At 67.5% G+C, this 24,800-nt stretch carries 37 protein-coding genes; all 37 read left to right on the forward strand.

The window, feature by feature from the left end:
* Positions 1-16 precede the first annotated feature (16 nt).
* Positions 17-706 (forward strand): glycosyltransferase family 2 protein, encoded by a 690-nt coding sequence (locus ACWDX7_RS00605; RefSeq protein WP_451488966.1) that lies wholly within the window; start codon positions 17-19, stop codon positions 704-706.
* On the forward strand, positions 703-1,170 hold the full coding sequence (locus ACWDX7_RS00610) for a DUF2304 family protein (RefSeq protein ID WP_451488965.1): 468 nt from the start codon (positions 703-705) through the stop codon (positions 1,168-1,170). The genes ACWDX7_RS00605 and ACWDX7_RS00610 overlap by 4 nt, the downstream gene beginning before the upstream one ends.
* Positions 1,171-1,175: 5 nt before the next feature.
* Complete coding sequence (locus ACWDX7_RS00615) at positions 1,176-2,075, forward strand: glycosyltransferase family 2 protein (protein ID WP_451488964.1); 900 nt, start codon at positions 1,176-1,178, stop codon at positions 2,073-2,075.
* A gap of 75 nt (positions 2,076-2,150) precedes the next feature.
* A complete protein-coding gene (locus ACWDX7_RS00620) occupies positions 2,151-3,959 on the forward strand; it encodes a hypothetical protein (protein ID WP_451488963.1) in 1,809 nt (602 codons plus the stop codon).
* Between the two features lie 503 nt (positions 3,960-4,462).
* Complete coding sequence (gene rpsJ, locus ACWDX7_RS00625) at positions 4,463-4,771, forward strand: 30S ribosomal protein S10 (protein ID WP_003948644.1); 309 nt, start codon at positions 4,463-4,465, stop codon at positions 4,769-4,771.
* A gap of 14 nt (positions 4,772-4,785) precedes the next feature.
* A complete protein-coding gene (rplC, locus tag ACWDX7_RS00630) occupies positions 4,786-5,430 on the forward strand; it encodes a 50S ribosomal protein L3 (RefSeq protein ID WP_007265899.1) in 645 nt (214 codons plus the stop codon).
* Between the two features lie 4 nt (positions 5,431-5,434).
* On the forward strand, positions 5,435-6,094 hold the full coding sequence (gene rplD / locus ACWDX7_RS00635) for a 50S ribosomal protein L4 (protein ID WP_281204233.1): 660 nt from the start codon (positions 5,435-5,437) through the stop codon (positions 6,092-6,094).
* Entirely contained in the window at positions 6,094-6,417 is a 324-nt protein-coding gene (rplW, locus tag ACWDX7_RS00640; protein ID WP_037792012.1) for a 50S ribosomal protein L23, read from the forward strand. Before rplD ends, rplW begins: the two co-directional genes overlap by 1 nt.
* Positions 6,418-6,457: 40 nt before the next feature.
* Entirely contained in the window at positions 6,458-7,294 is an 837-nt protein-coding gene (gene rplB / locus ACWDX7_RS00645) for a 50S ribosomal protein L2 (RefSeq protein ID WP_136213227.1), read from the forward strand.
* A gap of 12 nt (positions 7,295-7,306) precedes the next feature.
* Positions 7,307-7,588 (forward strand): 30S ribosomal protein S19, encoded by a 282-nt coding sequence (rpsS, locus tag ACWDX7_RS00650; protein WP_008739713.1) that lies wholly within the window; start codon positions 7,307-7,309, stop codon positions 7,586-7,588.
* A gap of 43 nt (positions 7,589-7,631) precedes the next feature.
* Entirely contained in the window at positions 7,632-7,979 is a 348-nt protein-coding gene (gene rplV, locus ACWDX7_RS00655; protein ID WP_266938741.1) for a 50S ribosomal protein L22, read from the forward strand.
* Positions 7,979-8,821 carry a 30S ribosomal protein S3 gene (rpsC, locus tag ACWDX7_RS00660; RefSeq protein WP_008739710.1) on the forward strand — a complete coding sequence of 281 codons (843 nt, stop codon included), beginning with the start codon at positions 7,979-7,981 and terminating at the stop codon, positions 8,819-8,821. Before rplV ends, rpsC begins: the two co-directional genes overlap by 1 nt.
* 5 nt (positions 8,822-8,826) lie before the next feature.
* A complete protein-coding gene (rplP, locus tag ACWDX7_RS00665; RefSeq protein ID WP_030026326.1) occupies positions 8,827-9,246 on the forward strand; it encodes a 50S ribosomal protein L16 in 420 nt (139 codons plus the stop codon).
* Entirely contained in the window at positions 9,246-9,470 is a 225-nt protein-coding gene (gene rpmC / locus ACWDX7_RS00670; protein WP_008739703.1) for a 50S ribosomal protein L29, read from the forward strand. Before rplP ends, rpmC begins: the two co-directional genes overlap by 1 nt.
* Positions 9,470-9,754 carry a 30S ribosomal protein S17 gene (rpsQ, locus tag ACWDX7_RS00675; protein WP_451488962.1) on the forward strand — a complete coding sequence of 95 codons (285 nt, stop codon included), beginning with the start codon at positions 9,470-9,472 and terminating at the stop codon, positions 9,752-9,754. Before rpmC ends, rpsQ begins: the two co-directional genes overlap by 1 nt.
* 123 nt (positions 9,755-9,877) lie before the next feature.
* Positions 9,878-10,246 carry a 50S ribosomal protein L14 gene (gene rplN, locus ACWDX7_RS00680; protein WP_003956455.1) on the forward strand — a complete coding sequence of 123 codons (369 nt, stop codon included), beginning with the start codon at positions 9,878-9,880 and terminating at the stop codon, positions 10,244-10,246.
* A gap of 2 nt (positions 10,247-10,248) precedes the next feature.
* Positions 10,249-10,572: a 50S ribosomal protein L24 gene (gene rplX, locus ACWDX7_RS00685; RefSeq protein WP_073912889.1), complete on the forward strand. Its 324-nt coding sequence runs from the start codon at positions 10,249-10,251 to the stop codon at positions 10,570-10,572.
* A complete protein-coding gene (rplE, locus tag ACWDX7_RS00690; protein WP_030298216.1) occupies positions 10,572-11,123 on the forward strand; it encodes a 50S ribosomal protein L5 in 552 nt (183 codons plus the stop codon). The genes rplX and rplE overlap by 1 nt, the downstream gene beginning before the upstream one ends.
* Positions 11,124-11,128: 5 nt before the next feature.
* Positions 11,129-11,314: a type Z 30S ribosomal protein S14 gene (locus ACWDX7_RS00695; protein ID WP_003956452.1), complete on the forward strand. Its 186-nt coding sequence runs from the start codon at positions 11,129-11,131 to the stop codon at positions 11,312-11,314.
* Positions 11,315-11,537: 223 nt separating this feature from the next.
* Positions 11,538-11,936 carry a 30S ribosomal protein S8 gene (rpsH, locus tag ACWDX7_RS00700; RefSeq protein ID WP_007265911.1) on the forward strand — a complete coding sequence of 133 codons (399 nt, stop codon included), beginning with the start codon at positions 11,538-11,540 and terminating at the stop codon, positions 11,934-11,936.
* A gap of 21 nt (positions 11,937-11,957) precedes the next feature.
* On the forward strand, positions 11,958-12,497 hold the full coding sequence (gene rplF, locus ACWDX7_RS00705; RefSeq protein WP_355410231.1) for a 50S ribosomal protein L6: 540 nt from the start codon (positions 11,958-11,960) through the stop codon (positions 12,495-12,497).
* Between the two features lie 2 nt (positions 12,498-12,499).
* Positions 12,500-12,883 carry a 50S ribosomal protein L18 gene (gene rplR, locus ACWDX7_RS00710; protein WP_266785543.1) on the forward strand — a complete coding sequence of 128 codons (384 nt, stop codon included), beginning with the start codon at positions 12,500-12,502 and terminating at the stop codon, positions 12,881-12,883.
* 45 nt (positions 12,884-12,928) lie between these two features.
* Positions 12,929-13,531 carry a 30S ribosomal protein S5 gene (gene rpsE / locus ACWDX7_RS00715; protein WP_053682615.1) on the forward strand — a complete coding sequence of 201 codons (603 nt, stop codon included), beginning with the start codon at positions 12,929-12,931 and terminating at the stop codon, positions 13,529-13,531.
* A complete protein-coding gene (gene rpmD, locus ACWDX7_RS00720; protein ID WP_053682614.1) occupies positions 13,531-13,713 on the forward strand; it encodes a 50S ribosomal protein L30 in 183 nt (60 codons plus the stop codon). Before rpsE ends, rpmD begins: the two co-directional genes overlap by 1 nt.
* A gap of 2 nt (positions 13,714-13,715) precedes the next feature.
* Positions 13,716-14,171 carry a 50S ribosomal protein L15 gene (gene rplO, locus ACWDX7_RS00725; protein WP_355410232.1) on the forward strand — a complete coding sequence of 152 codons (456 nt, stop codon included), beginning with the start codon at positions 13,716-13,718 and terminating at the stop codon, positions 14,169-14,171.
* 187 nt (positions 14,172-14,358) lie between these two features.
* The gene (gene secY, locus ACWDX7_RS00730; RefSeq protein WP_451488961.1) at positions 14,359-15,672 is read left to right on the forward strand and encodes a preprotein translocase subunit SecY; all 1,314 of its coding nucleotides are present in this window, start codon (positions 14,359-14,361) and stop codon (positions 15,670-15,672) included.
* Positions 15,672-16,319: an adenylate kinase gene (locus ACWDX7_RS00735; RefSeq protein WP_451488960.1), complete on the forward strand. Its 648-nt coding sequence runs from the start codon at positions 15,672-15,674 to the stop codon at positions 16,317-16,319. Before secY ends, ACWDX7_RS00735 begins: the two co-directional genes overlap by 1 nt.
* 164 nt (positions 16,320-16,483) lie before the next feature.
* Positions 16,484-17,320 carry a type I methionyl aminopeptidase gene (gene map, locus ACWDX7_RS00740; protein WP_451488959.1) on the forward strand — a complete coding sequence of 279 codons (837 nt, stop codon included), beginning with the start codon at positions 16,484-16,486 and terminating at the stop codon, positions 17,318-17,320.
* A gap of 128 nt (positions 17,321-17,448) precedes the next feature.
* A complete protein-coding gene (gene infA, locus ACWDX7_RS00745) occupies positions 17,449-17,670 on the forward strand; it encodes a translation initiation factor IF-1 (protein WP_003956442.1) in 222 nt (73 codons plus the stop codon).
* A 74-nt stretch (positions 17,671-17,744) separates the two neighbouring features.
* On the forward strand, positions 17,745-17,858 hold the full coding sequence (gene rpmJ / locus ACWDX7_RS00750; protein WP_003956441.1) for a 50S ribosomal protein L36: 114 nt from the start codon (positions 17,745-17,747) through the stop codon (positions 17,856-17,858).
* 199 nt (positions 17,859-18,057) lie between these two features.
* The gene (gene rpsM / locus ACWDX7_RS00755) at positions 18,058-18,438 is read left to right on the forward strand and encodes a 30S ribosomal protein S13 (RefSeq protein ID WP_451488958.1); all 381 of its coding nucleotides are present in this window, start codon (positions 18,058-18,060) and stop codon (positions 18,436-18,438) included.
* Between the two features lie 54 nt (positions 18,439-18,492).
* Positions 18,493-18,897, forward strand: a complete 405-nt coding sequence (rpsK, locus tag ACWDX7_RS00760) for a 30S ribosomal protein S11 (RefSeq protein WP_003956432.1) — start codon at positions 18,493-18,495, stop codon at positions 18,895-18,897.
* Positions 18,898-19,060: 163 nt separating this feature from the next.
* On the forward strand, positions 19,061-20,083 hold the full coding sequence (locus ACWDX7_RS00765; protein ID WP_164264460.1) for a DNA-directed RNA polymerase subunit alpha: 1,023 nt from the start codon (positions 19,061-19,063) through the stop codon (positions 20,081-20,083).
* A gap of 160 nt (positions 20,084-20,243) precedes the next feature.
* Positions 20,244-20,726 carry a 50S ribosomal protein L17 gene (rplQ, locus tag ACWDX7_RS00770; protein ID WP_451488957.1) on the forward strand — a complete coding sequence of 161 codons (483 nt, stop codon included), beginning with the start codon at positions 20,244-20,246 and terminating at the stop codon, positions 20,724-20,726.
* A 110-nt stretch (positions 20,727-20,836) separates the two neighbouring features.
* Positions 20,837-21,688, forward strand: a complete 852-nt coding sequence (gene truA, locus ACWDX7_RS00775; protein ID WP_451488956.1) for a tRNA pseudouridine(38-40) synthase TruA — start codon at positions 20,837-20,839, stop codon at positions 21,686-21,688.
* Between the two features lie 70 nt (positions 21,689-21,758).
* On the forward strand, positions 21,759-23,378 hold the full coding sequence (locus ACWDX7_RS00780) for an ATP-binding cassette domain-containing protein (RefSeq protein ID WP_451488955.1): 1,620 nt from the start codon (positions 21,759-21,761) through the stop codon (positions 23,376-23,378).
* A gap of 66 nt (positions 23,379-23,444) precedes the next feature.
* Positions 23,445-24,779: a glycosyltransferase family 87 protein gene (locus tag ACWDX7_RS00785; RefSeq protein ID WP_451488954.1), complete on the forward strand. Its 1,335-nt coding sequence runs from the start codon at positions 23,445-23,447 to the stop codon at positions 24,777-24,779.
* Positions 24,780-24,800 lie beyond the last annotated feature (21 nt).

Here is a 24,800-nt window from a genome sequence, read left to right on the forward strand (position 1 = left end):
TTCCGCTGGAGCTACCGTGTCCCAATACGACGATGTCTGGCTGGTCATACCGGCCTATAACGAGGGCCAGGTGATCGCCGGCGTGGTCGAGGGGGCCCGCAAGACGTTCCCCAACATCGTCGTCGTCGACGACGGCAGCACGGACGACTCGGCCGAGCACATAGCCTCCACCGGCGCCCACTTGGTGCGCCACCCGGTCAACCTCGGCCAGGGCGCCGCCCTGCAGACCGGCCTCACGTACGCGCTCGCCCAGCCCGGTGCCCGGTACTTCGCCACCTTCGACGCGGACGGCCAGCACCAGACCAAGGACGTCGAGACGATGGTCGCGGTGCTGCGCGCCGACGAGGCCGACGTGGTCCTCGGCTCCCGCTTCATCGAGCAGAACGGCCAGGTGCCGTGGATCAAGCAGGTGGTGCTGCGTACGGCCGCCGCCGTCAGCCCGACCGCCCGCAAGCTCAAGCTCACCGACGCGCACAACGGACTGCGCGTACTGAGCCGCAAGGCCGCCGAGCAGCTGAACATCACCATGAACGGCATGGCCCACGCCTCCGAGATCGTCGGCTACCTGGCGGGCTCCGGCCTGCGGGTCACCGAGGTCCCCGTGGACATCCTGTACACCGACTACTCACGCGCCAAGGGTCAGTCCCTGATCAACGGCGTCAACATCCTTTTTGACATTTCGCTGCGGGAGCGTGGGCGTCGATGAAGTACTTCTGGATCCAGCTGCTGCTGATCGTGGGCTCGGTGTCCATGGCACTGATGTTCATACGGACCTGGGGACAGGCGAAGAACCGGGCCTGGAAGCGCATCGCCTTCTCCGTGTTCGTCGTCGTCAACGTGTACGCCGTGCTCCGCCCGACCGACGTCACCTGGGTCGCCCAGCAGCTCGGCGTCGGCCGCGGCACCGACCTGGTGCTGTACGTGATGGTGCTGGCGATGGGCTTCCTCACCCTCAACACCTTCCTGCGCTTCCGCTCGCTGGAGAAGAAGATCACTGACCTCGCCCGGACGGTGGCCATCAACGAGGGCGTGCGGCACAACGACGAGCGCCTCGGCGCGGAGGTCGTCGCCCCGCTCGCGCCCTCCAAGCCCGCATCCGAGGCTGCCTCCGGGCCGGTGTCCAAGGCCGAGTCCCAGCCCGAGTCCGCGTCCGAATCCGTGAAGGCCTGACGCCCGTGGTGACCTTCGACTTCATGCTCCCCTACTACGGGGACGTGCGGCTGATGCAGGACGCCGTGCGCAGCGTCCTGGCGCAGACCGACCCGGACTTCCGGCTCGTCGTGATCGACGACGGCCGCGAGCCCGAGGTACCGGGCTGGTTCGAGCAGCTCGCCGACGAGCGGGTCCACTACACCCGCAACGAGCGCAACCTCGGCATCACCAAGAACTTCCAGAAGTGCGTACGGCTCTCCGAGGCCGACTACGTCGTCATCATGGGCTGCGACGACCTGCTGCACCCGCACTACCTGGAGACCGTCCGCGGGATCATCAAGGACAGCCCGGCCATCGGCATGGTCCAGCCCGGCGTCGAGGTGATCGACGGCGACGGCCGGGTGACGCAGGGGCTCGCGGACAACACCAAGAAGCGGCTGTACTCCCCGCAGGTCAAGGGACGCAGGGAGATGGGCGGTGAGGAGCTGGCCGCCAGCGTGCTGCGCGGGAACTGGCTCTACTTCCCGTCGATCGCCTGGCGCGGCGAGGCGCTGCGCGAGGTGAACTTCCGCGACGACTACTCGGTGATCCAGGACCTCGCGCTCGTGATCGACCTGCTGGAGGAGGGGGAGCGGATGGTGATCGACAACTCCACCACCGTCTTCCAGTACCGCCGGCACGCCGTCAGCGAGTCCTCGGTCCAGGCCTTCTCCGGTACCCGCTTCACCGAGGCGGAGCGGTACTTCTCCGCGGTGGCCCGGCGCATGGACGCCCGCGGATGGCCCAAGGCGGCCCGTGCGGCGCGCTTCCACAGCGCCTCACGCCTGCACGCGCTCACGATGCTCCCCGGCGCGCTGCGCCGCGGACAGCGCGAGGGCGCCCGCACCCTGGCCCGGCACGCCTTCACACCGGGGCAGAGCTGAGCCGTCCCGCAGCGACGTGAACGGCCCGCCACGGCCACTGGACAGCGGTGACATCCGCGACGGAAATGGACTGAGATGACACACCTGGCCCCCGAGGCCGTCGGAGAGGCCGGCCCGGCGCACCGCGGGACCGAGACGCCGCCGGCCGCGCCGGCCGAGCCCGTCTCCCGCAGCCGCGCGTGGACCTCCCGGCGCTGGGTGCTCGCCCTCGCCGAGGTCGTGGTCAGCGTCGCGGCGGCCCTCGGCTTCACGCTGCTGTCCACGCACATCAGCGCCAACCCGATGAACCGCATCGGCCAGGTGAGCGGCCTCGCCAAGATCCAGCAGTACGTGGCCTTCCTCGGCCTGCCGCTGCTCGCCCTGCTGCTGTACACCGCGTACCGGGGCACACCGCGCCGCCACCAGCTGGTGAAGCGCCTGGTCTGCGCCGCCCTGGCCGGCCTGTCCACCGCCGTGGTGGCGGCCGGCGTGGTCGTCGCCCTGCGCGGCACGCCCTGGCCGCTGGGCGGTCAGGAGGGCGACCCGGGCGTCCTCATCGCCATGGCCAACTCGTTCATGCACGGCGAGAGCATGTCCGGCATCTACCCGCCCGGCTTCCCGGCGCTGATGGCGCTGTGGTCCGAGATCCGCTACGGCGGGGTCGGCGGGGCCGGCTTCGCCCTGCACGACCTGCAGATCCTCTTCAGCGCCCTGGTCGGCCCCATGGCCTACCTCGCCTGGCGGCTGCTGCTGCGGCCGTTCTGGGCGCTGCTGATCGCCGTTCCGTCGGCCGTGCTCTTCCTCGACCCGATCCGCCCCTACAGCCACGTCGTCATGATCGTGCTGCTGCCGCTGCTCGGCTTCTGCCTGCGCGAGATGCGCCGCCCCGGCGGGCGCTCCGTACGCTCCCAGCTGCTGCGCGGCGCGGGCCTCGGGCTGATCTTCGGGATGCTGTTCCTCTGGTACTCCGGCTGGTACGTATGGGCCGCGCCCGGTGTCGGCGTGCTCGCGCTGTTCCTCTTCCCCTGGCGCGGCGGCCCCGCGGTGGTGAAGCGGGCCCTCGCCTTCGTCGGCGCCGTCCTGGTGACCGCCGGGATCGTGGGCGCTCCGCTGCTCTACCAGATGCTCCGCCTCGGCGCGCAGACCCCGGACCGCTACGCCTACCTCTCCGTGTACGCGGACCCCGCCTACGTCATGGGCTGGGCCTCGGACCGGTCCGGGAAGACGACGTACCTGGACTGGCCGGTGGCGGGGGAGATGGCCGGGCAGAGCGGCTTCGCGCTGCTGCTGCTCTTCGGCGTGGGCCTCGGTGTGGGGCTGGGCATGCGGCACGTCATGGTCCGCACCGCGGCGGCCACCCTGGCCGGCGCGTGGCTGGCCCGGTTCTGGTTCGCCTCGCACATGGCGCACGAGAAGTCCGTACAGCTCTACCCGCGCACCACCTGGATCATCATGTACTGCCTGATGATCCTGGCTGTGCTGGGCATGATGGCGGTGGTCCAGCGCGGCAGCGGCTGGGTCGAGCGCTCGCTGCGGCCGCGCGCCGCGCAGGGGGCCGAAGGCGCCGCCCCGGTCATTCCGCGGCGGGTGGTCCGGCAGCTCGCGGCCGGCATGGTGTGCGTCACCGCGCTGTTCGCCACGATGGGGGCGTCCTGGTCGGTGAACCGGTACATGCCGGCGCACGAGTCCGGAAACACCATGGGCATCGACGCCTGGCGGGCGCACACCATCAAGAAGGCCGACGGCAGTTGCCCGCGCTACTCCCCGGTCAAGGAGTGCGCGGACATCAGGATCAAGGACTGGAAGCAGGAAGAGGACCGCGGCTACATCTGGTGCGCCGGATTGCTGGCCAAGGACTGGCCCCACGTCTGCGGCCGCAAGGCGAACTTCAAGGACGACGAGTAGAACCCCGTCCCGGACCGGTGCGGCTCAGTCCGCACCGGGTGGGACCGGGCGTTCTCCCGGCTGGGTGCGGTGAGGTTTGACCACGCAGCGTGGCCGGGTATTGTCTTCGCCCCGATTGGCGCAGTACGCACCTCGTGTGGCAGACTGTTCAAGTTGCTCGGTTGAGTGCCGATGCTGCGCGCCTCCCGCCGGGAGGACCGGAAGCGAGTCCCACAGTACTCGTCGTCCTTAATCTGCCTTTCGGGGCAGCAATGAGGGCGGACGTACGGGAATCTTCTGGGAAGTGTCAGCGAGGCGTTCACCAGGCGCTCGGTGGGTGTTTCTCCCCCGCAGCGCGGTCTTGGGACCGCACCCCTTGGAGAGGGAATTTCCGTGTGGGAATTTTCTGTAGAGGAAGTGCGACACGCCCGACCGCGTGGGTCGGAGGAGGAGCCGCGGGATCCGTTCCGCAGCCAGCCGGGAGCCAGAGCGTTTCCACATAGAGACAGGACTACGGAGTAGCCATGGCGGGACAGAAGATCCGCATCCGGCTCAAGGCCTACGACCACGAGGTCATCGATTCCTCGGCGAAGAAGATCGTCGAGACGGTGACGCGAACTGGTGCGTCGGTCGCGGGCCCGGTGCCGCTGCCCACTGAGAAGAACGTGTACTGCGTCATCAAGTCGCCGCACAAGTACAAGGACTCGCGCGAGCACTTCGAGATGCGCACGCACAAGCGCCTGATCGACATCCTCGACCCGACGCCCAAGACCGTTGACTCGCTGATGCGCCTGGACCTTCCGGCCGGCGTTGACATCGAGATCAAGCTCTGAGAGGCACGGAGAAGATGGCAAAGCAGATCAAGGGCGTCCTGGGCGAGAAGCTCGGCATGACCCAGGTCTGGGACGAGAACAACCGTGTCGTCCCGGTGACCGTGGTCAAGGCCGGGCCCTGCGTTGTTACCCAGGTCCGTACCAACGACATCGACGGCTACGAGTCGGTCCAGATCGCCTTCGGCGAGATCGACCCGCGCAAGGTGAACAAGCCCCTCAAGGGCCACTTCGCCAAGGCCGACGTGACCCCCCGCCGCCACCTGGTGGAGCTCCGCACCTCCGACGCCAGCGAGTACACGCTCGGCCAGGAGATCACTGCTGAGGTGTTCGAGTCCGGCGTCAAGGTCGACGTCACGGGCAACAGCAAGGGCAAGGGCTTCGCCGGTGTCATGAAGCGGCACAACTTCCGGGGCCTCGGCGCCGGTCACGGTGTGCAGCGCAAGCACCGCTCCCCCGGTTCGATCGGTGGCTGCGCCACCCCTGGGCGTGTCTTCAAGGGCATGCGCATGGCCGGTCGCATGGGCAACGAGCGCGTCACCACCCAGAACCTGACCATCCACGCGGTCGACGCGGAGAAGGGCCTGCTCCTCATCAAGGGCGCGGTCCCCGGTCCCAACGGCGGCCTCGTCCTGGTCCGTACCGCGGCCAAGGGGGCTTGAGGTAATGAGCACCATTGACATCCTTTCGCCGGCAGGCGACAAGGCCGGTACCGTCGAGCTCCCCGCGGAGATCTTCGACGCGAAGACCAGCGTTCCGCTGATCCACCAGGTCGTTGTCGCCCAGCTGGCAGCTGCCCGTCAGGGCACGCACAAGACCAAGCGTCGCGGCGAAGTCCGTGGTGGTGGCCGCAAGCCTTACCGCCAGAAGGGCACCGGCCGCGCCCGTCAGGGTTCGACCCGCGCTCCGCAGTTCGTCGGCGGCGGCGTCGTCCACGGCCCGCAGCCGCGTGACTACTCGCAGCGGACCCCCAAGAAGATGAAGGCCGCCGCTCTGCGCGGTGCGCTTTCGGACCGCGCGCGTCACTCCCGCATCCACGTCGTCACCGGCGTGGTCGAGGGTGCCGCCTCCACGAAGGCAGCCAAGACGCTGTTCGGCAAGATCTCGGAGCGCAAGAACCTGCTCCTGGTCGTCGACCGCGCCGACGAGGCCGCGTGGCTGTCCGCCCGCAACCTGCCCCAGGTTCACATCCTGGAGCCGGGCCAGCTGAACACGTACGACGTGATCGTCTCTGACGACGTGGTCTTCACTCAGGCCGCTTTCGAGTCCTTCGTGTCTGGCGCGCCTTCTGGCCGGAACGATGAGACCGAAGGGAGCGACGCCTGATGTCTGAGGCGACCGTTACCAGCAAGACCTTCACTGACCCGCGCGACCTGCTGATCAAGCCGGTTGTCTCGGAGAAGAGCTACGCGCTGCTGGACGAGAACAAGTACACGTTCATCGTCGCGCCCGGCGCCAACAAGACCCAGATCAAGCAGGCCGTGGAAGCGGTCTTCTCGGTCAAGGTCACCGGGGTCAACACGATCAACCGTCAGGGTAAGCGCAAGCGCACCAAGACCGGTTTCGGCAAGCGCGCGAACACCAAGCGCGCCATCGTGACCCTCGCTGAGGGCGACCGAATCGACATCTTCGGCGGCCAGGCCTCCTAACGGAGTCCTGAGTCGTCCGGAATCGGACGAGGACTGAGAAATGGGTATCCGCAAGTACAAGCCGACGACCCCGGGCCGTCGTGGCTCCAGCGTCGCCGACTTTGTCGAGATCACGCGGTCCACGCCGGAGAAGTCGCTGGTTCGCCCGCTGCACAGCAAGGGCGGCCGTAACAACACCGGTCGGATCACCGTTCGCCACCAGGGTGGTGGACACAAGCGCGCCTACCGCGTGATCGACTTCCGTCGTCACGACAAGGACGGCGTGCCGGCCAAGGTCGCGCACATCGAGTACGACCCGAACCGCACCGCGCGCATCGCGCTGCTGCACTACGCCGACGGCGAGAAGCGCTACATCATCGCGCCGCGCGGCCTGCAGCAGGGTGACCGGATTGAGAACGGCCCGACGGCCGACATCAAGCCCGGCAACAACCTGGCGCTGCGCAACATCCCGGTCGGTACGACGATCCACGCGATCGAGCTGCGTCCCGGCGGCGGTGCGAAGTTCGCCCGCTCCGCGGGTGCGTCCGTGCAGCTGCTGGCGAAGGAGGGCACCATGGCCCACCTTCGTATGCCGTCCGGCGAGATCCGTCTCGTCGACGCCCGCTGCCGCGCCACGGTCGGCGAGGTCGGCAACGCCGAGCAGTCGAACATCAACTGGGGCAAGGCCGGCCGCATGCGCTGGAAGGGCGTTCGCCCGTCCGTCCGCGGTGTCGCGATGAACCCGGTTGACCACCCGCACGGTGGTGGTGAGGGCAAGACCAGTGGTGGTCGCCACCCGGTCTCCCCGTGGGGTCAGAAGGAGGGTCGTACTCGCTCGCCGAAGAAGGCTTCGAGCAAGTACATCGTCCGCCGCCGCAAGACGAACAAGAAGCGCTAGGAGCGGGTTTAGATGCCGCGCAGTCTCAAGAAGGGGCCCTTCGTCGACGACCACCTCGTAAAGAAGGTGGACGTCCAAAACGAAGCCGGCACCAAGAACGTCATCAAGACCTGGTCCCGTCGCTCGATGATCATCCCCAGCATGCTGGGTCACACCATCGCGGTGCACAACGGCAAGACCCACGTCCCGGTGTTCGTCACCGAGTCGATGGTCGGCCACAAGCTCGGCGAGTTCTCGCCGACTCGCACCTTCCGCGGCCACGTCAAGGACGACCGGAAGTCGAAGCGCCGCTAAAGGCGGGGTGGTTACGACTATGACTTACACCGAAGGGACAACCATGGAAGCCAGGGCCCAGGCGCGGTACATCCGCGTCACGCCCATGAAGGCCCGCCGAGTGGTGGACCTTATCCGTGGCATGGATGCCACGGAGGCTCAGGCGGTCCTGCGTTTCGCCCCGCAGGCCGCGAGCGTGCCGGTCGGCAAGGTGCTTGACAGCGCCATTGCCAACGCCGCACACAACTACAACCACCCGGACGCCACTTCGCTGTTCATCAGCGAGGCGTTCGTGGACGAGGGCCCGACCCTGAAGCGGTTCCGTCCGCGTGCGCAGGGCCGTGCCTACCGGATCCGCAAGCGGACCAGCCACATCACCGTGGTCGTCAGCAGCAAGGAAGGTTCCCGGTAATGGGCCAGAAGGTAAACCCGCACGGGTTCCGGCTCGGCATCACCACCGACTTCAAGTCGCGTTGGTACGCCGACAAGCTGTACAAGGACTACGTCAAGGAAGACGTCGCCATCCGTCGGATGATGACGTCCGGCATGGAGCGCGCCGGCATCTCGAAGGTTGAGATCGAGCGCACCCGTGACCGCGTGCGTGTGGACATCCACACCGCTCGTCCGGGCATCGTCATCGGCCGCCGTGGCGCCGAGGCCGACCGCATCCGCGGTGACCTCGAAAAGCTCACGGGCAAGCAGGTCCAGCTGAACATCCTCGAGGTCAAGAACCCCGAGCTCGACGCTCAGCTGGTTGCTCAGGCCGTTGCCGAGCAGCTCTCCTCCCGCGTCTCCTTCCGTCGCGCCATGCGTAAGAGCATGCAGGGCACGATGAAGGCCGGCGCCAAGGGCATCAAGATCCAGTGTGGCGGCCGTCTCGGCGGCGCCGAGATGTCCCGGTCCGAGTTCTACCGCGAGGGCCGTGTGCCGCTGCACACGCTGCGCGCGAACGTGGACTACGGCTTCTTCGAGGCCAAGACCACCTTCGGCCGCATCGGCGTGAAGGTCTGGATCTACAAGGGCGACGTCAAGAACATCGCCGAGGTTCGCGCCGAGAACGCTGCGGCCCGTGCGGGTAACCGCCCGGCCCGTGGCGCGCAGGGCGCTGGCGACCGTCCCGCCGGCCGTGGTGGCCGCGGTGGCGAGCGCGGCGGCCGTGGTGGCCGCAAGCCGCAGCAGGCTGCTGGTGCCGAGGCCCCCAAGGCCGACGCTCCCGCCGCCGCTCCGGCCGAGAGCACCGGAACGGAGGCCTGACCGACATGCTGATCCCTCGTAGGGTCAAGCACCGCAAGCAGCACCACCCGAAGCGCCGCGGTATGGCCAAGGGCGGTACTGAGGTCTCGTTCGGCGAGTACGGCATCCAGGCGCTCACCCCGGCCTACGTGACGAACCGCCAGATCGAGGCGGCTCGTATCGCGATGACCCGCCACATCAAGCGTGGCGGCAAGGTCTGGATCAACATCTACCCGGACCGTCCGCTGACGAAGAAGCCCGCCGAGACCCGCATGGGTTCCGGTAAGGGTTCTCCTGAGTGGTGGATCGCGAACGTGCACCCGGGCCGGGTCATGTTCGAGCTGTCCTACCCGAACGAGAAGATTGCTCGTGAGGCGCTCACCCGCGCTGCTCACAAGCTTCCGATGAAGTGCCGGATTGTTCGGCGCGAGGCAGGTGAGTCGTGATGGCGACGGGAACCAAGGCGTCCGAGCTGCGAGAGCTCGGCAACGAGGAGCTCGTTGGCAAGCTGCGCGAGGCCAAGGAAGAGCTGTTCAAGCTGCGCTTCCAGGCGGCCACGGGCCAGCTCGAAAACAACGGCCGGCTCAAGTCCGTCCGTAAGGACATCGCTCGCATCTACACCCTGATGCACGAGCGTGAGCTCGGTATCGAGACGGTGGAGAGCGCCTGATGAGCGAGAACAACGTGACTGAGAACAAGACCGACCGCGGTTTCCGCAAGACCCGTGAGGGTCTGGTCGTCAGCGACAAGATGGACAAGACCGTCGTCGTCGCCGTCGAGGACCGCGTGAAGCACGCCCTGTACGGCAAGGTCATCCGCCGTACGAACAAGCTCAAGGCTCACGACGAGCAGAACTCTGCCGGCGTCGGCGACCGCGTCCTCATCATGGAGACGCGTCCGCTGTCGGCGAGCAAGCGCTGGCGCATCGTCGAGATCCTCGAAAAGGCCAAGTAAGTATCTGAGGCCCCGGGCAACAAGTCCGGGGGCCCCTCAGGTTCGTTCCGCCAGGCTCGGTGGGGGCCCAGCTCCTCGGAGTGAAGCCCCCGCCGGGAACCGGCAGACAATCAGGAGATAGACGTGATCCAGCAGGAGTCGCGACTGCGTGTCGCCGACAACACTGGTGCCAAGGAGATCCTTTGCATCCGTGTTCTCGGTGGCTCCGGTCGCCGCTACGCGGGCATCGGTGACGTCATCGTTGCCACCGTCAAGGACGCGATCCCCGGTGGCAACGTGAAGAAGGGTGACGTCGTCAAGGCGGTCATCGTTCGCACCGTGAAGGAGCGCCGCCGCCAGGACGGCTCGTACATCCGCTTCGACGAGAACGCCGCCGTCATTCTGAAGAACGACGGCGACCCTCGCGGCACCCGTATCTTCGGCCCGGTGGGCCGTGAGCTGCGCGAGAAGAAGTTCATGAAGATCATCTCGCTCGCGCCGGAGGTGCTGTAAGCATGAAGATCAAGAAGGGCGACCTGGTCCAGGTCATCACCGGTAAGGACAAGGGCAAGCAGGGCAAGGTCATCGTTGCCTTCCCCGCTGAGAACCGCGTCCTCGTCGAGGGTGTCAACCGGGTCAAGAAGCACACCAAGGCCGGCCAGACCGCTGGTGGCTCGCAGACCGGTGGCATCGTGATCACCGAGGCGCCGATCCACGTCAGCAACGTTCAGCTGGTTGTGGAGAAGGACGGCCAGAAGGTCGTTACCCGCGTCGGTTTCCGCTTCGACGACGAGGGCAACAAGATCCGCGTTGCCAAGCGGACGGGTGAGGACATCTGATGGCTACCACTCCGCGTCTCAAGACGAAGTACCGCGAGGACATCGCGGGCAAGCTGCGTGAAGAGTTCTCCTACGAGAACGTCATGCAGATTCCCGGCCTCGTGAAGATCGTGGTCAACATGGGTGTGGGCGACGCCGCCCGCGACTCCAAGCTGATCGACGGCGCCATCCGCGACCTGACGACGATCACCGGTCAGAAGCCGGCCGTCACGAAGGCCCGCAAGTCCATCGCGCAGTTCAAGCTGCGCGAGGGTCAGCCGATCGGCTGCCACGTCACCCTCCGTGGTGACCGCATGTGGGAGTTCCTGGACCGTACGCTGTCGCTCGCGCTTCCGCGTATCCGTGACTTCCGTGGTCTGTCGCCGAAGCAGTTCGACGGCCGTGGCAACTACACCTTCGGTCTCACGGAGCAGGTCATGTTCCACGAGATCGACCAGGACAAGATCGACCGTACCCGGGGTATGGACATCACCGTGGTCACCACGGCGACCAACGACGACGAGGGCCGCGCCCTCCTTCGTCACCTCGGCTTCCCCTTCAAGGAGGCGTAAGCGAGATGGCGAAGAAGGCTCTCATCGCGAAGGCTGCCCGTAAGCCCAAGTTCGGTGTGCGTGCGTACACCCGCTGCCAGCGCTGCGGTCGCCCCCACTCCGTGTACCGCAAGTTCGGCCTGTGCCGCGTGTGCCTTCGTGAGATGGCTCACCGTGGCGAGCTGCCGGGCGTGACCAAGAGCTCCTGGTAATTCCCCTCGGTCCTCAGGGACTTGGGAACCTCCAGAGACTCTCGGTAAGCATCTGGTCGGTGGGTGCCCTGCTCCGCATGCCGTAGGCTTGTGGGGTTGGGCGTCCGCCGTCCATAACGACTTACTACGCCGTAGGTCCCCGCACCGCACCCGTCCCGCCACTGAGTGGGGAGAGGGATGGCGCATACAGGAAACCCCGGCGAGAGAGGCCGAAGGCCACTTCATGACCATGACTGACCCGATCGCAGACATGCTCACGCGTCTGCGTAACGCTAACTCGGCGTACCACGACACCGTCGTGATGCCGCACAGCAAGATCAAGTCGCACATCGCGGAGATCCTCAAGCAAGAGGGCTTCATCACCGGCTGGAAGGTCGAGGACGCCGAGGTCGGCAAGAACCTCGTCCTCGAGCTGAAGTTCGGGCCGAACCGTGAGCGCTCCATCGCGGGCATCAAGCGGATCTCCAAGCCCGGTCTGCGCGTGTACGCGAAGTCCACCAACCTGCCGAAGGTCCTCGGCGGCCTGGGCGTGGCGATCATCTCCACGTCCCACGGTCTCCTGACCGGCCAGCAGGCAGGCAAGAAGGGCGTAGGTGGGGAAGTCCTCGCCTACGTCTGGTAGTCGGGAAAGGAAGGAAAGCTCATGTCGCGAATCGGCAAGCTCCCCATCCAGGTTCCCGCCGGTGTGGACGTCACCATCGATGGCCGCACGGTCGCGGTGAAGGGCCCCAAGGGTTCCCTCTCGCACACCGTCGCTGCGCCCATCGCCGTCGTGAAGGACGAGGACGGCGTTCTGAACGTCACCCGCCCGAACGACGAGCGTCAGAACAAGGCCCTGCACGGCCTGTCCCGCACGCTGGTGGCGAACATGATCACCGGTGTGACCACGGGATACGTCAAGGCTCTTGAGATCAGCGGTGTCGGTTACCGCGTGGCCGCGAAGGGCTCCAACCTGGAGTTCCAGCTCGGCTACAGCCACCCGATCCTGGTGGAGGCGCCCGAGGGCATCTCCTTCAAGGTCGAGTCGCCGACCAAGTTCTCGGTCGAGGGCATCGACAAGCAGAAGGTCGGCGAGGTCGCCGCCAACATCCGCAAGCTGCGGAAGCCCGACCCGTACAAGGCCAAGGGTGTCAAGTACGCCGGCGAAGTCATCCGCCGCAAGGTCGGAAAGGCTGGTAAGTAGCCATGGCATACGGTGTAAAGATCGCCAAGGGCGACGCGTACAAGCGTGCCGCCAAGGCCCGCCGCCACATCCGCATCCGCAAGAACGTCTCGGGTACGGCGGAGCGTCCGCGCCTCGTCGTGACGCGTTCCAACCGCAACATCGTTGCTCAGGTCATCGACGACCTCCAGGGTCACACCCTGGCGTCCGCGTCGACCCTGGACGCTTCGATCCGCGGTGGCGAAGGCGACAAGAGCGCCCAGGCCCAGCAGGTCGGCGCACTCGTCGCCGAGCGTGCGAAGGCTGCCGGCGTGGAGACCGTCGTGTTCGACCGCGGTGGCAACCGATACGCCGGGCGCATTGCCGCTCTGGCTGACGCCGCCCGCGAAGCCGGGCTGAAGTTCTAAGCCCCGGTTCCGGGACTCACGGACGTAACAGAGAGAGGTAATCCAATGGCTGGACCCCAGCGCCGCGGAAGCGGTGCCGGTGGCGGCGAGCGGCGGGACCGGAAGGGTCGCGACGGTGGCCCTGCCGCCGAGAAGACCGCCTACGTTGAGCGCGTCGTCGCGATCAACCGCGTCGCCAAGGTTGTCAAGGGTGGTCGCCGCTTCAGCTTCACCGCGCTGGTCGTGGTGGGCGACGGTGACGGCACTGTAGGTGTCGGTTACGGCAAGGCCAAGGAAGTTCCCGCGGCCATCGCCAAGGGTGTCGAGGAAGCCAAGAAGAACTTCTTCAAGGTTCCGCGCATCCAGGGCACCATCCCTCACCCGATCACGGGCGAGCGTGCCGCGGGCGTCGTGCTCCTGAAGCCGGCTTCCCCCGGTACCGGTGTTATCGCCGGTGGCCCGGTGCGCGCCGTTCTGGAGTGCGCCGGCGTTCACGACATCCTGTCGAAGTCGCTTGGCTCGTCCAACGCGATCAACATCGTGCACGCGACCGTGGCGGCCCTCAAGGGCCTGCAGCGTCCCGAGGAGATCGCGGCCCGCCGCGGTCTGCCCCTTGAGGACGTCGCCCCCGCGGCTCTGCTTCGTGCACGTGCTGGGGCGGGTGCGTAATGGCTCGCCTCAAGATCACGCAGACGAAGTCGTACATCGGCAGCAAGCAGAACCACCGTGACACTCTGCGTTCGCTCGGGCTCAAGCGCCTGAACGACGTGGTCGTCAAGGAGGACCGCCCCGAGTTCCGCGGAATGGTGCAGACCGTCCGCCACCTCGTGACGGTTGAGGAGGTTGACTAATCATGGCTGAGAACAGCCCGCTGAAGGCCCACAACCTCCGTCCCGCCCCCGGCGCCAAGACCGCGAAGACCCGTGTCGGTCGTGGTGAGGCGTCGAAGGGTAAGACGGCCGGTCGTGGTACGAAGGGCCAGAAGGCCCGTTACCAGGTTCCGGAGCGCTTCGAGGGCGGGCAGATGCCCCTCCACATGCGTCTCCCGAAGCTCAAGGGCTTCAAGAACCCCTTCCGCACCGAGTACCAGGTCGTGAACCTGGACAAGCTCGGCGCTCTCTACCCCGAGGGTGGAGAGGTCACGGTGGCCGACCTGGTCGCCAAGGGCGCGGTGCGCAAGAACAGCCTCGTCAAGGTCCTGGGCCAGGGCGAGATCTCCGTGGCGCTGCAGGTTTCGGTTGACGCCGTTTCCGGCTCCGCCAAGGAGAAGATTGCCGCCGCCGGCGGCACTGTCACCGAGCTCGTCTAAGACGAATAAAGTGACTAAATAGCTCGAAACCCGACCGGGGATGCCTCACATATGGGGCATCCCCGGTTGGTCGTTCCACGGGGGGCGCAGTCGCCGGTAAGGTGGCCTGCACCTTTGGTTGTACGTATTCGTCGATCCCTCAGACCGTCACCTCTGACGCAGTAGCGCGGGGGTCGCAGGAGGCACCGTGCTCACCGCGTTCGCCCGGGCGTTCAAGACGCCCGACCTGCGCAAGAAGCTGCTCTTCACGCTCGGCATCATCGTGCTGTTCCGGCTCGGGTCTCATATCCCGGTACCCGGCGTGAGCTACAAGAACGTTCAGATCTGTGTCGAAGGGGCCGGGGCGAGCAATAGCCTCTTCGGTCTCGTCAACATGTTCAGCGGCGGTGCGCTGCTGCAGATCACGATCTTCGCGCTCGGCATCATGCCGTACATCACGGCGAGCATCATCCTGCAGCTGCTGACCGTGGTCATCCCGAAGCTGGAGACCCTCAAGAAAGAGGGCCAGTCCGGCACGGCGAAGATCACTCAGTACACGCGCTATCTGACGGTCGCACTCGCGATCCTGCAGGGCACGGGCCTCGTGGCCACTGCCCGCAGCGGCGCCCTGTTCCAGGGCTGCCAGGTCGCCAACCAGATCGTCCCGAACCGGTCGATCTTCACCACCGTCGTCATGGTCGTCACCATGACCGCCGGTACCTGTGTCGTGATGTGGCTCGGTGAGCTCATCACCGACCGCGGCATCGGCAACGGTATGTCGATCCTGATGTTCATCTCGATCGCCGCCGGCTTCATCGGCGCCCTGTGGACCATCAAGGAGCAGGGCAAGATCGCCGACGGCTGGGTCGAGTTCGGCGTCGTCATGCTCGTCGGACTCGCGATGGTGGGTCTGGTGGTCTTCGTTGAGCAGGCGCAGCGCCGGATTCCCGTCCAGTACGCGAAGCGCATGATCGGTCGCCGCGCCTACGGCGGCACCTCGACCTACATCCCGCTCAAGGTGAACCAGGCGGGCATCATCCCCGTCATCTTCGCCTCGTCGCTGCTGTACATCCCGGCGCTCGTCGTGCAGTTCAGCGGTTCCACCGCCGGCTGGGCCACCTGGATCAACAAGCACTTCGTCAAGGGCGACCACCCGTACTACATCGCGGTGTACTTCCTCCTGATCGTCTTCTTCGCGTTCTTCTACGTGGCGATTTCCTTCAACCCCGAGGAAGTTGCAGACAACATGAAGAAGTATGGTGGGTTCATCCCGGGTATCCGCGCCGGTCGACCTACCGCCGAGTATCTGAGTTACGTACTCAACCGGATCACCTGGCCGGGGTCGCTGTACCTGGGTCTCATCGCTCTTGTGCCGACGATGGCGTTGGCCGGCTTCGGAGCGAACCAGAACTTCCCGTTCGGCGGGACGAGCATCCTGATCATCGTGGGTGTGGGTCTGGAAACCGTGAAGCAGATCGAGAGCCAGCTCCAGCAGCGTAATTACGAAGGGTTCCTCCGCTGATGCGAATCGTCCTCGTCGGACCGCCCGGTGCGGGCAAGGGAACGCAGGCCGCGTTCCTTGCCAGGAACCTGTCGATCCCGCACATCTCCACGGGCGACCTGTTCCGGGCCAACATCAGCCAGAACACCGAGCTCGGCCGGCGCGCCAAGGCCTTCATGGACGCCGGTGACCTCGTCCCCGACGAGGTGACCATCGGCATGGCCAAGGACCGCATGGAGCAGCCCGACGCCGCGGGCGGCTTCCTGCTCGACGGCTTCCCGCGGAACGTGGCCCAGGCCGAAGCCCTCGACGTGATGCTCCAGGCCGAGGGCATGAAGCTCGACGCCGTCCTGGACCTGGAGGTCGAGGAGGACGAGGTCGTCAAGCGGATCGCCGGTCGGCGCACCTGCCGCAACGACTCCTCCCACGTCTTCCACGTGACGTACGCCCCGCCGAAGACCGACGGTGTCTGCGACACCTGCGGCGGAGAGCTGTACCAGCGCGGCGACGACTCCGAGGGCACGGTCCGCAACCGGCTGGAGGTCTACCACACGCAGACCGAGCCGATCATCGACTACTACAAGGCCCAGGGCCTGCTGGTGACCATCCCGGCCCTCGGCGAGGTCGCGGACGTCACGCAGCGCGCGATGGAAGCCCTCAAGAAGTAGTCACCCTTCGTGGCGCGCACGCGGCCGCGGTGCCCCTCGGGGCGCCGCGGCCGTCTGCGTGGCGCGGGTTCGCTCGACATCAGCCGATAATTGGGAACCACGGCGGAGAGCACCACCTCCGCGAGAGCGGCGGCGGCCGAGCCGCACAAGACGGAGGCAGGTTCATGGTCCAGATCAAGACGCCCGAGCAGATCGCCAAGATGCGCGAGGCGGGGCTGGTGGTCGCCGCCATCCACGCGGCGACCCGTGAGGCGGCCGTGCCGGGTGCCACGACGCGGGATCTGGACATGGTCGCCCGCAAGGTCATCGCCGACGCCGGTGCCAAGTCGAACTTCCTCGGCTACGGCGGCTTCCCCGCGACGATCTGCACCTCGGTGAACGAGGTCGTGGTCCACGGCATCCCGGACGACAAGACGGTGCTCAAGGACGGCGACATCATCTCGATCGACGCCGGCGCGATCGTCGACGGCTGGCACGGCGACGCCGCCTACACCGCCTTCGTGGGCTCTGGACACGCCCCTGAGCTGCTGGAGCTCTCCCGGGTGACCGAGGAGTCCATGTGGGCCGGTATCGCCGCCATGAAGCTCGGCAACCGCCTCGTGGACATCTCCAAGGCGATCGAGCAGTACATCCGCCGCCAGCCGCGGCCCTCGACCGGCAAGTACGGGATCATCGAGGACTACGGCGGCCACGGCATCGGGTCCGAGATGCACATGGACCCGCACCTGCTGAACTACGTCTCGCGCAAGCGGGGCAAGGGGATCAAGCTGGTCCCCGGCGTGTGCCTGGCCATCGAGCCGATGGTTTCCCTGGGCACCGCGCAGACGGAGGTCCTGGCGGACGACTGGACGGTCGTCACCACGGACGGCACCTGGTCCTCGCACTGGGAGCACTCCATCGCGCTGACCGAGGCCGGTCCCATCGTCCTGACCAGCCCGGACTGCGGCAAGGCGAAGCTGGCGGAGTACGGGGTCACCACGGCCCCGGACCCGCTGGCGTAATGATCTACAATGCGGGGCAAACTTTCCGGATTCGTCTTTCAGGGAGCCCTGACGTAGACTGACTCGTCGGCTCTCGTGCACATCCATGCCTGGGAGCCGATCAAGGTAGCCGATTCGAAAGGCGAAGCGTGGCCAAGAAGCAAGGTGCCATCGAAATCGAGGGCACCGTGATCGAGTCCCTCCCGAACGCGATGTTCAAGGTGGAACTGCAGAACGGTCACAAGGTCCTCGCGCACATCAGCGGCAAGATGCGGATGCACTACATCCGCATCCTCCCGGATGACCGGGTCGTGGTGGAGCTCTCCCCGTACGACCTGACGCGTGGCCGGATCGTCTACCGATACAAGTAGATCTTGTCTCTACTCCCGCCCGGACATTCCGTCCCGGCGCGGGTGGTGGCACTGACCCGGAGAACCTCACCCACATGAAGGTCAAGCCGAGCGTCAAGAAGATCTGCGACAAGTGCAAGGTGATCCGCCGTCACGGTCGGGTCATGGTCATCTGCGACAACCTGCGCCACAAGCAGCGCCAGGGCTGACGCACGCCGACCGACCTGCACTCCGCAGTTCTTCGCGCGACGTAAGAAAACGTACATACGCAGAACCCGCCCAGCCCTGAACGGGGCCGGCGGCACCTCCGGCGGGGGCCGGGGACCCGGACGTACCATCACCCACTTCGGGTGGTCGGCGGTCGGGAACGGTTCTGCGGAAGACCCCCGAACACACAGGAGCCATTGAATGGCACGCGTTTCCGGTGTTGACATCCCGCGCGAAAAGCGTGTGGAGATCGCACTTACCTACGTCTTCGGTGTCGGTCGCACCCGGTCCAAGGAAATCCTTGAGGCCACCGGTGTGAACCCGAACACCCGCGTTCGTGACCTGGCCGAAGAGGACCTCGTCAAGATCCGCGAGTACGTGGACGCCAACCTCCGCACCGAGGGTGACCTCCGCCGCGAGATCCAGGGCGACATCCGCCGCAAGATCGAGATCCAGTGCTACCAGGGCATCCGCCACCGTCGTGGCCTGCCCGTGCACGGTCAGCGCACCAGCACGAACGCCCGTACCCGCAAGGGTCCGCGTCGCGCGATCGCCGGTAAGAAGAAGCCGGGCAAGAAGTAGTCCTGTTCAGCGGTCTTGCGCTGTAGGACCGACCACCTCCCGTAGGAGATTTAGATGCCCCCCAAGGGTCGTCAGGGCGCTGCCAAGAAGGTGCGCCGCAAGGAAAAGAAGAACGTCGCTCATGGGCACGCCCACATCAAGAGCACGTTCAACAACACCATCGTGTCGATCACGGACCCCTCGGGCAACGTGATCTCCTGGGCCTCCGCCGGCCACGTCGGCTTCAAGGGCTCGCGCAAGTCCACCCCCTTCGCCGCGCAGATGGCCGCCGAGTCGGCCGCCCGCCGCGCGCAGGAGCACGGCATGCGCAAGGTCGACGTCTTCGTCAAGGGTCCGGGCTCCGGCCGCGAGACCGCGATCCGCTCCCTCCAGGCCACCGGCCTTGAGGTCGGCTCGATCCAGGACGTCACCCCCACCCCGCACAACGGCTGCCGTCCGCCGAAGCGCCGCCGCGTCTGACGCGTGGCGCCTGGCGTACTCGTACGCCGTGCGTTCTTGAGGTTCCGGGCGGCACGACCCCCTTCCGGGGACGTGTCGCCCGTACCCTTGCAATAGCCGTACTCCGGTACGGCGTCCCGTCGGGCGTCAAATAGTGGGCGTCCACGAATGAAGGAACACAGACATGCTGATCGCTCAGCGTCCCTCGCTGACCGAAGAGGTCGTCGACGAATACCGCTCGCGGTTCGTGATCGAGCCGCTGGAGCCGGGCTTCGGCTACACCCTCGGTAACTCCCTGCGCCGCACGCTCCTCTCCTCCATCCCGGGTGCCGCCGTCACCAGCATCCGCGTGGACGGCGTCCTGCACGAGTTCACCACCGTGCCGGGTGTCAAGGAGGACGTCACCGACCTCATCCTCAACATCAAGCAGCTGGTCGTCTCCTCGGAGCACGACGAGCCGGTCGTGATGTACCTGCGCAAGCAGGGTCCCGGCCTGGTCACCGCTGCCGACATCGCGCCCCCGGCCGGTGTCGAGGTGCACAACCCGGACCTCGTCCTGGCCACGCTCAACGGCAAGGGCAAGCTGGAGATGGAGCTGACCGTCGAGCGCGGTCGCGGCTACGTCTCCGCCGTCCAGAACAAGCAGCTGGGCCAGGAGATCGGCCGCATCCCGGTCGACTCCATCTACAGCCCGGTCCTCAAGGTCACCTACAAGGTCGAGGCGACCCGAGTCGAGCAGCGCACCGACTTCGACAAGCTGATCGTCGACGTCGAGACCAAGCAGGCCATGCGCCCGCGCGACGCCATGGCGTCCGCCGGCAAGACCCTGGTCGAGCTGTTCGGCCTGGCGCGCGAGCTCAACATCGACGCCGAGGGCATCGACATGGGCCCGTCCCCGACGGACGCGGCGCTCGCCGCCGATCTCGCCCTGCCGATCGAGGAGCTTGAGCTCACCGTCCGGTCGTACAACTGCCTCAAGCGTGAGGGCATCCACTCCGTGGGTGAGCTCGTGGCCCGCTCCGAGGCGGACCTGCTCGACATCCGCAACTTCGGTGCGAAGTCGATCGACGAGGTCAAGGCGAAGCTCGCCGGCATGGGCCTGGCCCTCAAGGACAGCCCGCCCGGATTCGACCCGACCGCCGCTGCCGACGCCTTCGGCGCGGACGACGACGCCGACGCCGGTTTCGTCGAGACCGAGCAGTACTGATTCTTCCCGCCGCCGGCGGCCGGGGCTCTGGCCCGGGCCGCCGGCCGGGTTCGACCGCTCCGGCCCGCAAGGGCCTGACGTGACTTTCCCGGGGCAGCCGCTCCGGGGGAACTGACACCGGTACCTGACACGGCCGGTGCAGATATGAAGGAGTATCACCATGCCGCGTCCCGCAAAGGGTGCCCGTCTGGGCGGCAGCGCCGCGCACGAGAAGCACCTTCTCGCGAACCTCGCGAAGGCGCTCTTCGAGCACGGCCGCATCACCACCACCGAGGCCAAGGCCCGCCGCCTGCGTCCCTACGCCGAGCGTCTGGTCACCAAGTCCAAGAAGGGCGACATCCACAACCGTCGCCTGGTGCTGCAGACGATCACGGACAAGAGCATCGTGCACACGCTGTTCACCGAGATCGCCCCGCGCTACGAGAACCGCCCCGGTGGTTACACGCGCATCACCAAGATCGGCAACCGTCGTGGCGACAACGCCCCGATGGCCGTGATCGAGCTGGTCGAGGCCCTTACGGTCGCCCAGCAGGCCACCGGTGAGGCCGAGGCCGCCACCAAGCGCGCGGTCAAGGAGTCCGAGGCCGAGACCAAGGCCGAGACCACCGAGGCGCCCGCCGCCGAGGAGACCAAGGAGGCCTGATCCTCCGGGATCTCGTCTGCTTGAACGGCTCTGACGGGCCCGCCCCTTCCCGGGGCGGGCCCGTTCCGCGTTTCCCTGGCGTTTTCAAGGTTTCTGAGAGGATCGGTCACGTGAGTGACGAGGTGGGGCCCGGGCACGTCCGGGTGCGGCTGGACCTGTCGTACGACGGCAAGGACTTCTCCGGCTGGGCGAAGCAGCGCGTGCTGCGGACCGTGCAGGGCGAGCTGGAATCGGCTCTGCGGACCGTCATGCGGCTGTCCGAGCCGGTGGAGCTGACGGTGGCCGGGCGTACGGACGCGGGCGTGCACGCCCGCGGCCAGGTGGCGCAGTTCGACCTGCCCGCGGAGGTGTGGGCGGAGCACCACGACAAGCTCCTGCGGCGCCTCGCGGGCCGGCTGCCGCACGACGTACGGGTGTGGAGGGCAGCCGAGGCCCCGGAGGGCTTCAACGCGCGTTTCTCGGCCATCTGGCGCCGTTACGCCTACCGCGTGTCCGACCACCAGGCCGGGGTGGATCCGCTGCTCCGCGGCCACGTGCTGTGGCACCCGTGGCCGCTCGACGTGGACGCCATGAACGAGGCCGCCGCCGCGCTGGTCGGCGAGCACGACTTCGCCGCGTACTGCAAGAAGCGCGAGGGCGCCACGACCATCCGTACGCTCCAGCAGCTGAGCTGGGAGCGCGGCGAGGACGGGATCATCACCGCGACCGTCCGCGCCGACGCCTTCTGCCACAACATGGTCCGCTCCCTGGTGGGCGCGCTGCTGCACGTCGGGGACGGTCACCGGCCGGCCGACTGGCCCGGCCGGGTGCTGGCAGCGGGCGTACGGGACTCCTCCGTGCACGTGGTCAAGCCGCACGGGCTGACCCTGGAGGAGGTCGGCTACCCGGCGGACGAGCTGCTGGCCGCGCGCAGCGAGCAGGCGCGGAACATGCGGACGCTGCCGGGTGCGGGCTGCTGCTGACCGCCGGCCGTCCTCGATCCGCCGTTTATGGGTTTGGGCCCGGGCCTGACGGGCGGCGACAATGCCCGGCATGGGACATCTCGAAGCCGGCCACCTGGAGTACTACCTTCCCGACGGACGGGTCCTGCTCCCCGACGTCTCCTTCCGGGTGGGGGAGGGGGCGGTGGTCGCCCTCGTGGGGGCGAACGGGGCCGGCAAGACCACCCTGCTGAAGCTGATCTCCGGAGAGCTCCAGCCGCACGGCGGCGGGGTGAGCGTCAGTGGCGGGCTCGGCGTGATGTCGCAGTTCGTGGGTTCCGTGCGGGACGAGACGACCGTGCGGGACCTGCTGGTATCGGTGTCCCAGCCGCGGATCCGGGAGGCCGCGAAGGCCGTGGACCGCGCCGAGCACCTGATCCTCACGGTGGACGACCAGGCCGCCCAGATGGCGTACGCGCAGGCGCTCAGCGACTGGGCCGACGTGCGCGGGTACGAGGCGGAGACCCTCTGGGACGTCTGCACCACGGCCGCGCTGGGCATCCCGTACGACAGCGCGCAGTTCCGCGAGGTGCGCACGCTCTCCGGCGGTGAGCAGAAGCGGCTCGTCCTGGAGGCGCTGCTGCGCGGGCCGGACGAGGTGCTGCTGCTCGACGAGCCGGACAACTACCTGGACGTCCCGGGCAAGCGGTGGCTGGAGGAGCAGCTGAAGGCCACCCGCAAGACCGTGCTGTTCGTCTCGCACGACCGGGAGCTGCTGTCCCGCGCGGCCGAGAAGATCATCAGCCTGGAGCCGGGGCCGGCGGGTACGGACGTGTGGGTGCACGGTGCGGGCTTCGCGACCTACCACGACGCCCGCAAGGAGCGCTTCGCGCGCTTCGAGGAGCTCAAGCGGCGCTGGGACGAGGAGCACGCCCGCCTGAAGGCGCTGGTCCTGCGGCTGCGCAACCAGGCGGCCAGCAGCCCCGACATGGCCTCGCGGTACCGGGCGATGCAGACCCGCTTCCAGAAGTTCGAAGAGGCGGGTCCGCCGCCGGAGCCGCCGCGGGAGCAGGACATCCGGATGCGGCTCAAGGGCGGCCGTACGGGGGTGCGCGCCCTGACCGTCGAGAACCTGGAGCTGACCGGCCTGATGAAGCCGTTCTCGCTGGAGGTCTTCTACGGGGAGCGGGTCGCGGTGCTCGGCTCGAACGGCTCCGGGAAGTCGCACTTCCTGCGGCTGCTGGCCGGCGAGGACGTCAAGCACGCCGGCACGTGGAAGCTGGGCGCGCGGGTGATCCCCGGCCATTTCGCGCAGACGCACGCCCATCCCGAGCTGTTCGGCCGCACGCTGGTCGACATCCTGTGGTCGCAGAGCGCCAAGGACCGGGGCGCGGCCATGTCCGTACTGCGGCGCTACGAGCTGGAGCGCCAGGGCGACCAGCCCTTCGAGAAGCTCTCGGGAGGCCAGCAGGCGCGCTTCCAGATCCTGCTGCTGGAGCTGGCGGGGACCACGGCGCTGCTGCTGGACGAGCCGACGGACAACCTGGACCTGGAGTCGGCGGAGGCGCTGCAGGACGGCCTGGAGGTGTATGACGGCACCGTGCTGTGCGTCACGCACGACCGGTGGTTCGCGCGCACATTTGACCGTTACCTGGTCTTCGGTTCGGACGGCGTTGTGCGGGAGACTCAGGAACCCGTCTGGGACGAACGTAGAGTCGAGCGCAAGCGCTAGGGGGAGACCACCCCCTCGGCCGAGTGAGGGGGAGTCGTTGTGGGGCTGCGGCCTAGCATCTGGCTGATGAAGTGGGAGAAGCAGACGACCCGTGACCAGACCACCCGTGACCGGGCCGCCGGGAAGCGGGCCCCCGGGCAGCGGAGCTCCGGCAGCCGGCTGGTCGACTGGCTGCTGCTCCCGGCGCCCCGGTCCTGGCAGGCCGTATCGCTCGCGGTGATCCTCGGGATCGCCGTCTCCACGAGCCTGCGGGCGAACTGGGGCTCGGACAACGCCTTCGTCGTCAAGGCGGCCCAGACGCTCCTGGACGGCGGCTCACCGTACGAGGACAAGCGTTTCCTCTACCTGCCCAGCGCCGTGCTCATGGCCGTCCCGGAGGCGCTGCTGCCGCAGGCGGTGCTGCGCTGGGTCCTGCCTCTGGGCATGTCCGGGCTGCTGGGGACCGGCTGGTGGGCGGCGCTGAGGCTGTTCTCGGTGCCCCTGCGCTCACGTTTCGCCGTGGGCGGCTTCGCGCTCCTCGCCATCGGTTACAAGCCGTACGTGAACCTCGTCCTGATCGGGAACTGGACGGCCATCTCCGCCGCGGCCCTGCCCGTGGCCCTGCTGCTGGCGCACCGGCGGTCGTGGGGGGCGGCCGGGCTGGTGGTCGGGCTGGCGATCGCCTGCAAGCCGATGCTGGTGCCGATCGGGCTGCTGTTCCTGCTCGCGCGGCAGTGGCGGGGGCTGGCCGCGGCCGTGCTGGTACCGCTGGGGCTCTCGCTGGCGGGCGCGCTGATGATGCCGAGCCCGTCGCTGTTCTTCACCAAGACCCTGCCGTTCCTGCTCCAGGGGCAGGACTCGTACGCGCTGCCGTGGGACGCCTCGCCGATCGCGGTGCTGCCGCGGCTGGGGGTGCCCGAGCCGCTGGCGGTGCTGGTCGCGTTCGTGGGGGCCGGGGTGGGCCTGTGGGCGGCCTGGACGCGGTGGCGGGGTACGGACGCGGAGAGGAGCGGGGACGGCGACGGCGACGGCGGCGAGCTGAGGCTGGTGGAGACGGCCTGCATGGTGATGCTCGCCGCATTCCTGGTGTCCCGGCCCTCCTTCGACCACTACCTGCTGGTGGTGCTTCCGCTGCTGCTGGCCTCGGCGGTGCGGCCGGGCTCGATGCCGCGCTCGCCGTGGTTCTGGGCGGCGATGGGGCCCCAGGTGGCGGGTGTTCCTTGGCCCTCGGAGCTGGAGGCCAAGCGGCGGGCGTTCAAGGACTGCGCCACACTGTGCGGGCTCGCGATTCTGCTGGCGCGTCGTGCGCTGCGCCCGGGACGGGTTATTCTGGGGCCCGTAACAACTGCGGGGTCCCTACCCAGGACCGAACCGGAGTGCGCCGCGACGTCAGCAGAATCGGCATCGCGGACCGCGTTTTGACCCATACGGGTCTGCTTGGGT

Source organism: Streptomyces sp. NPDC003034, from assembly GCF_053591375.1.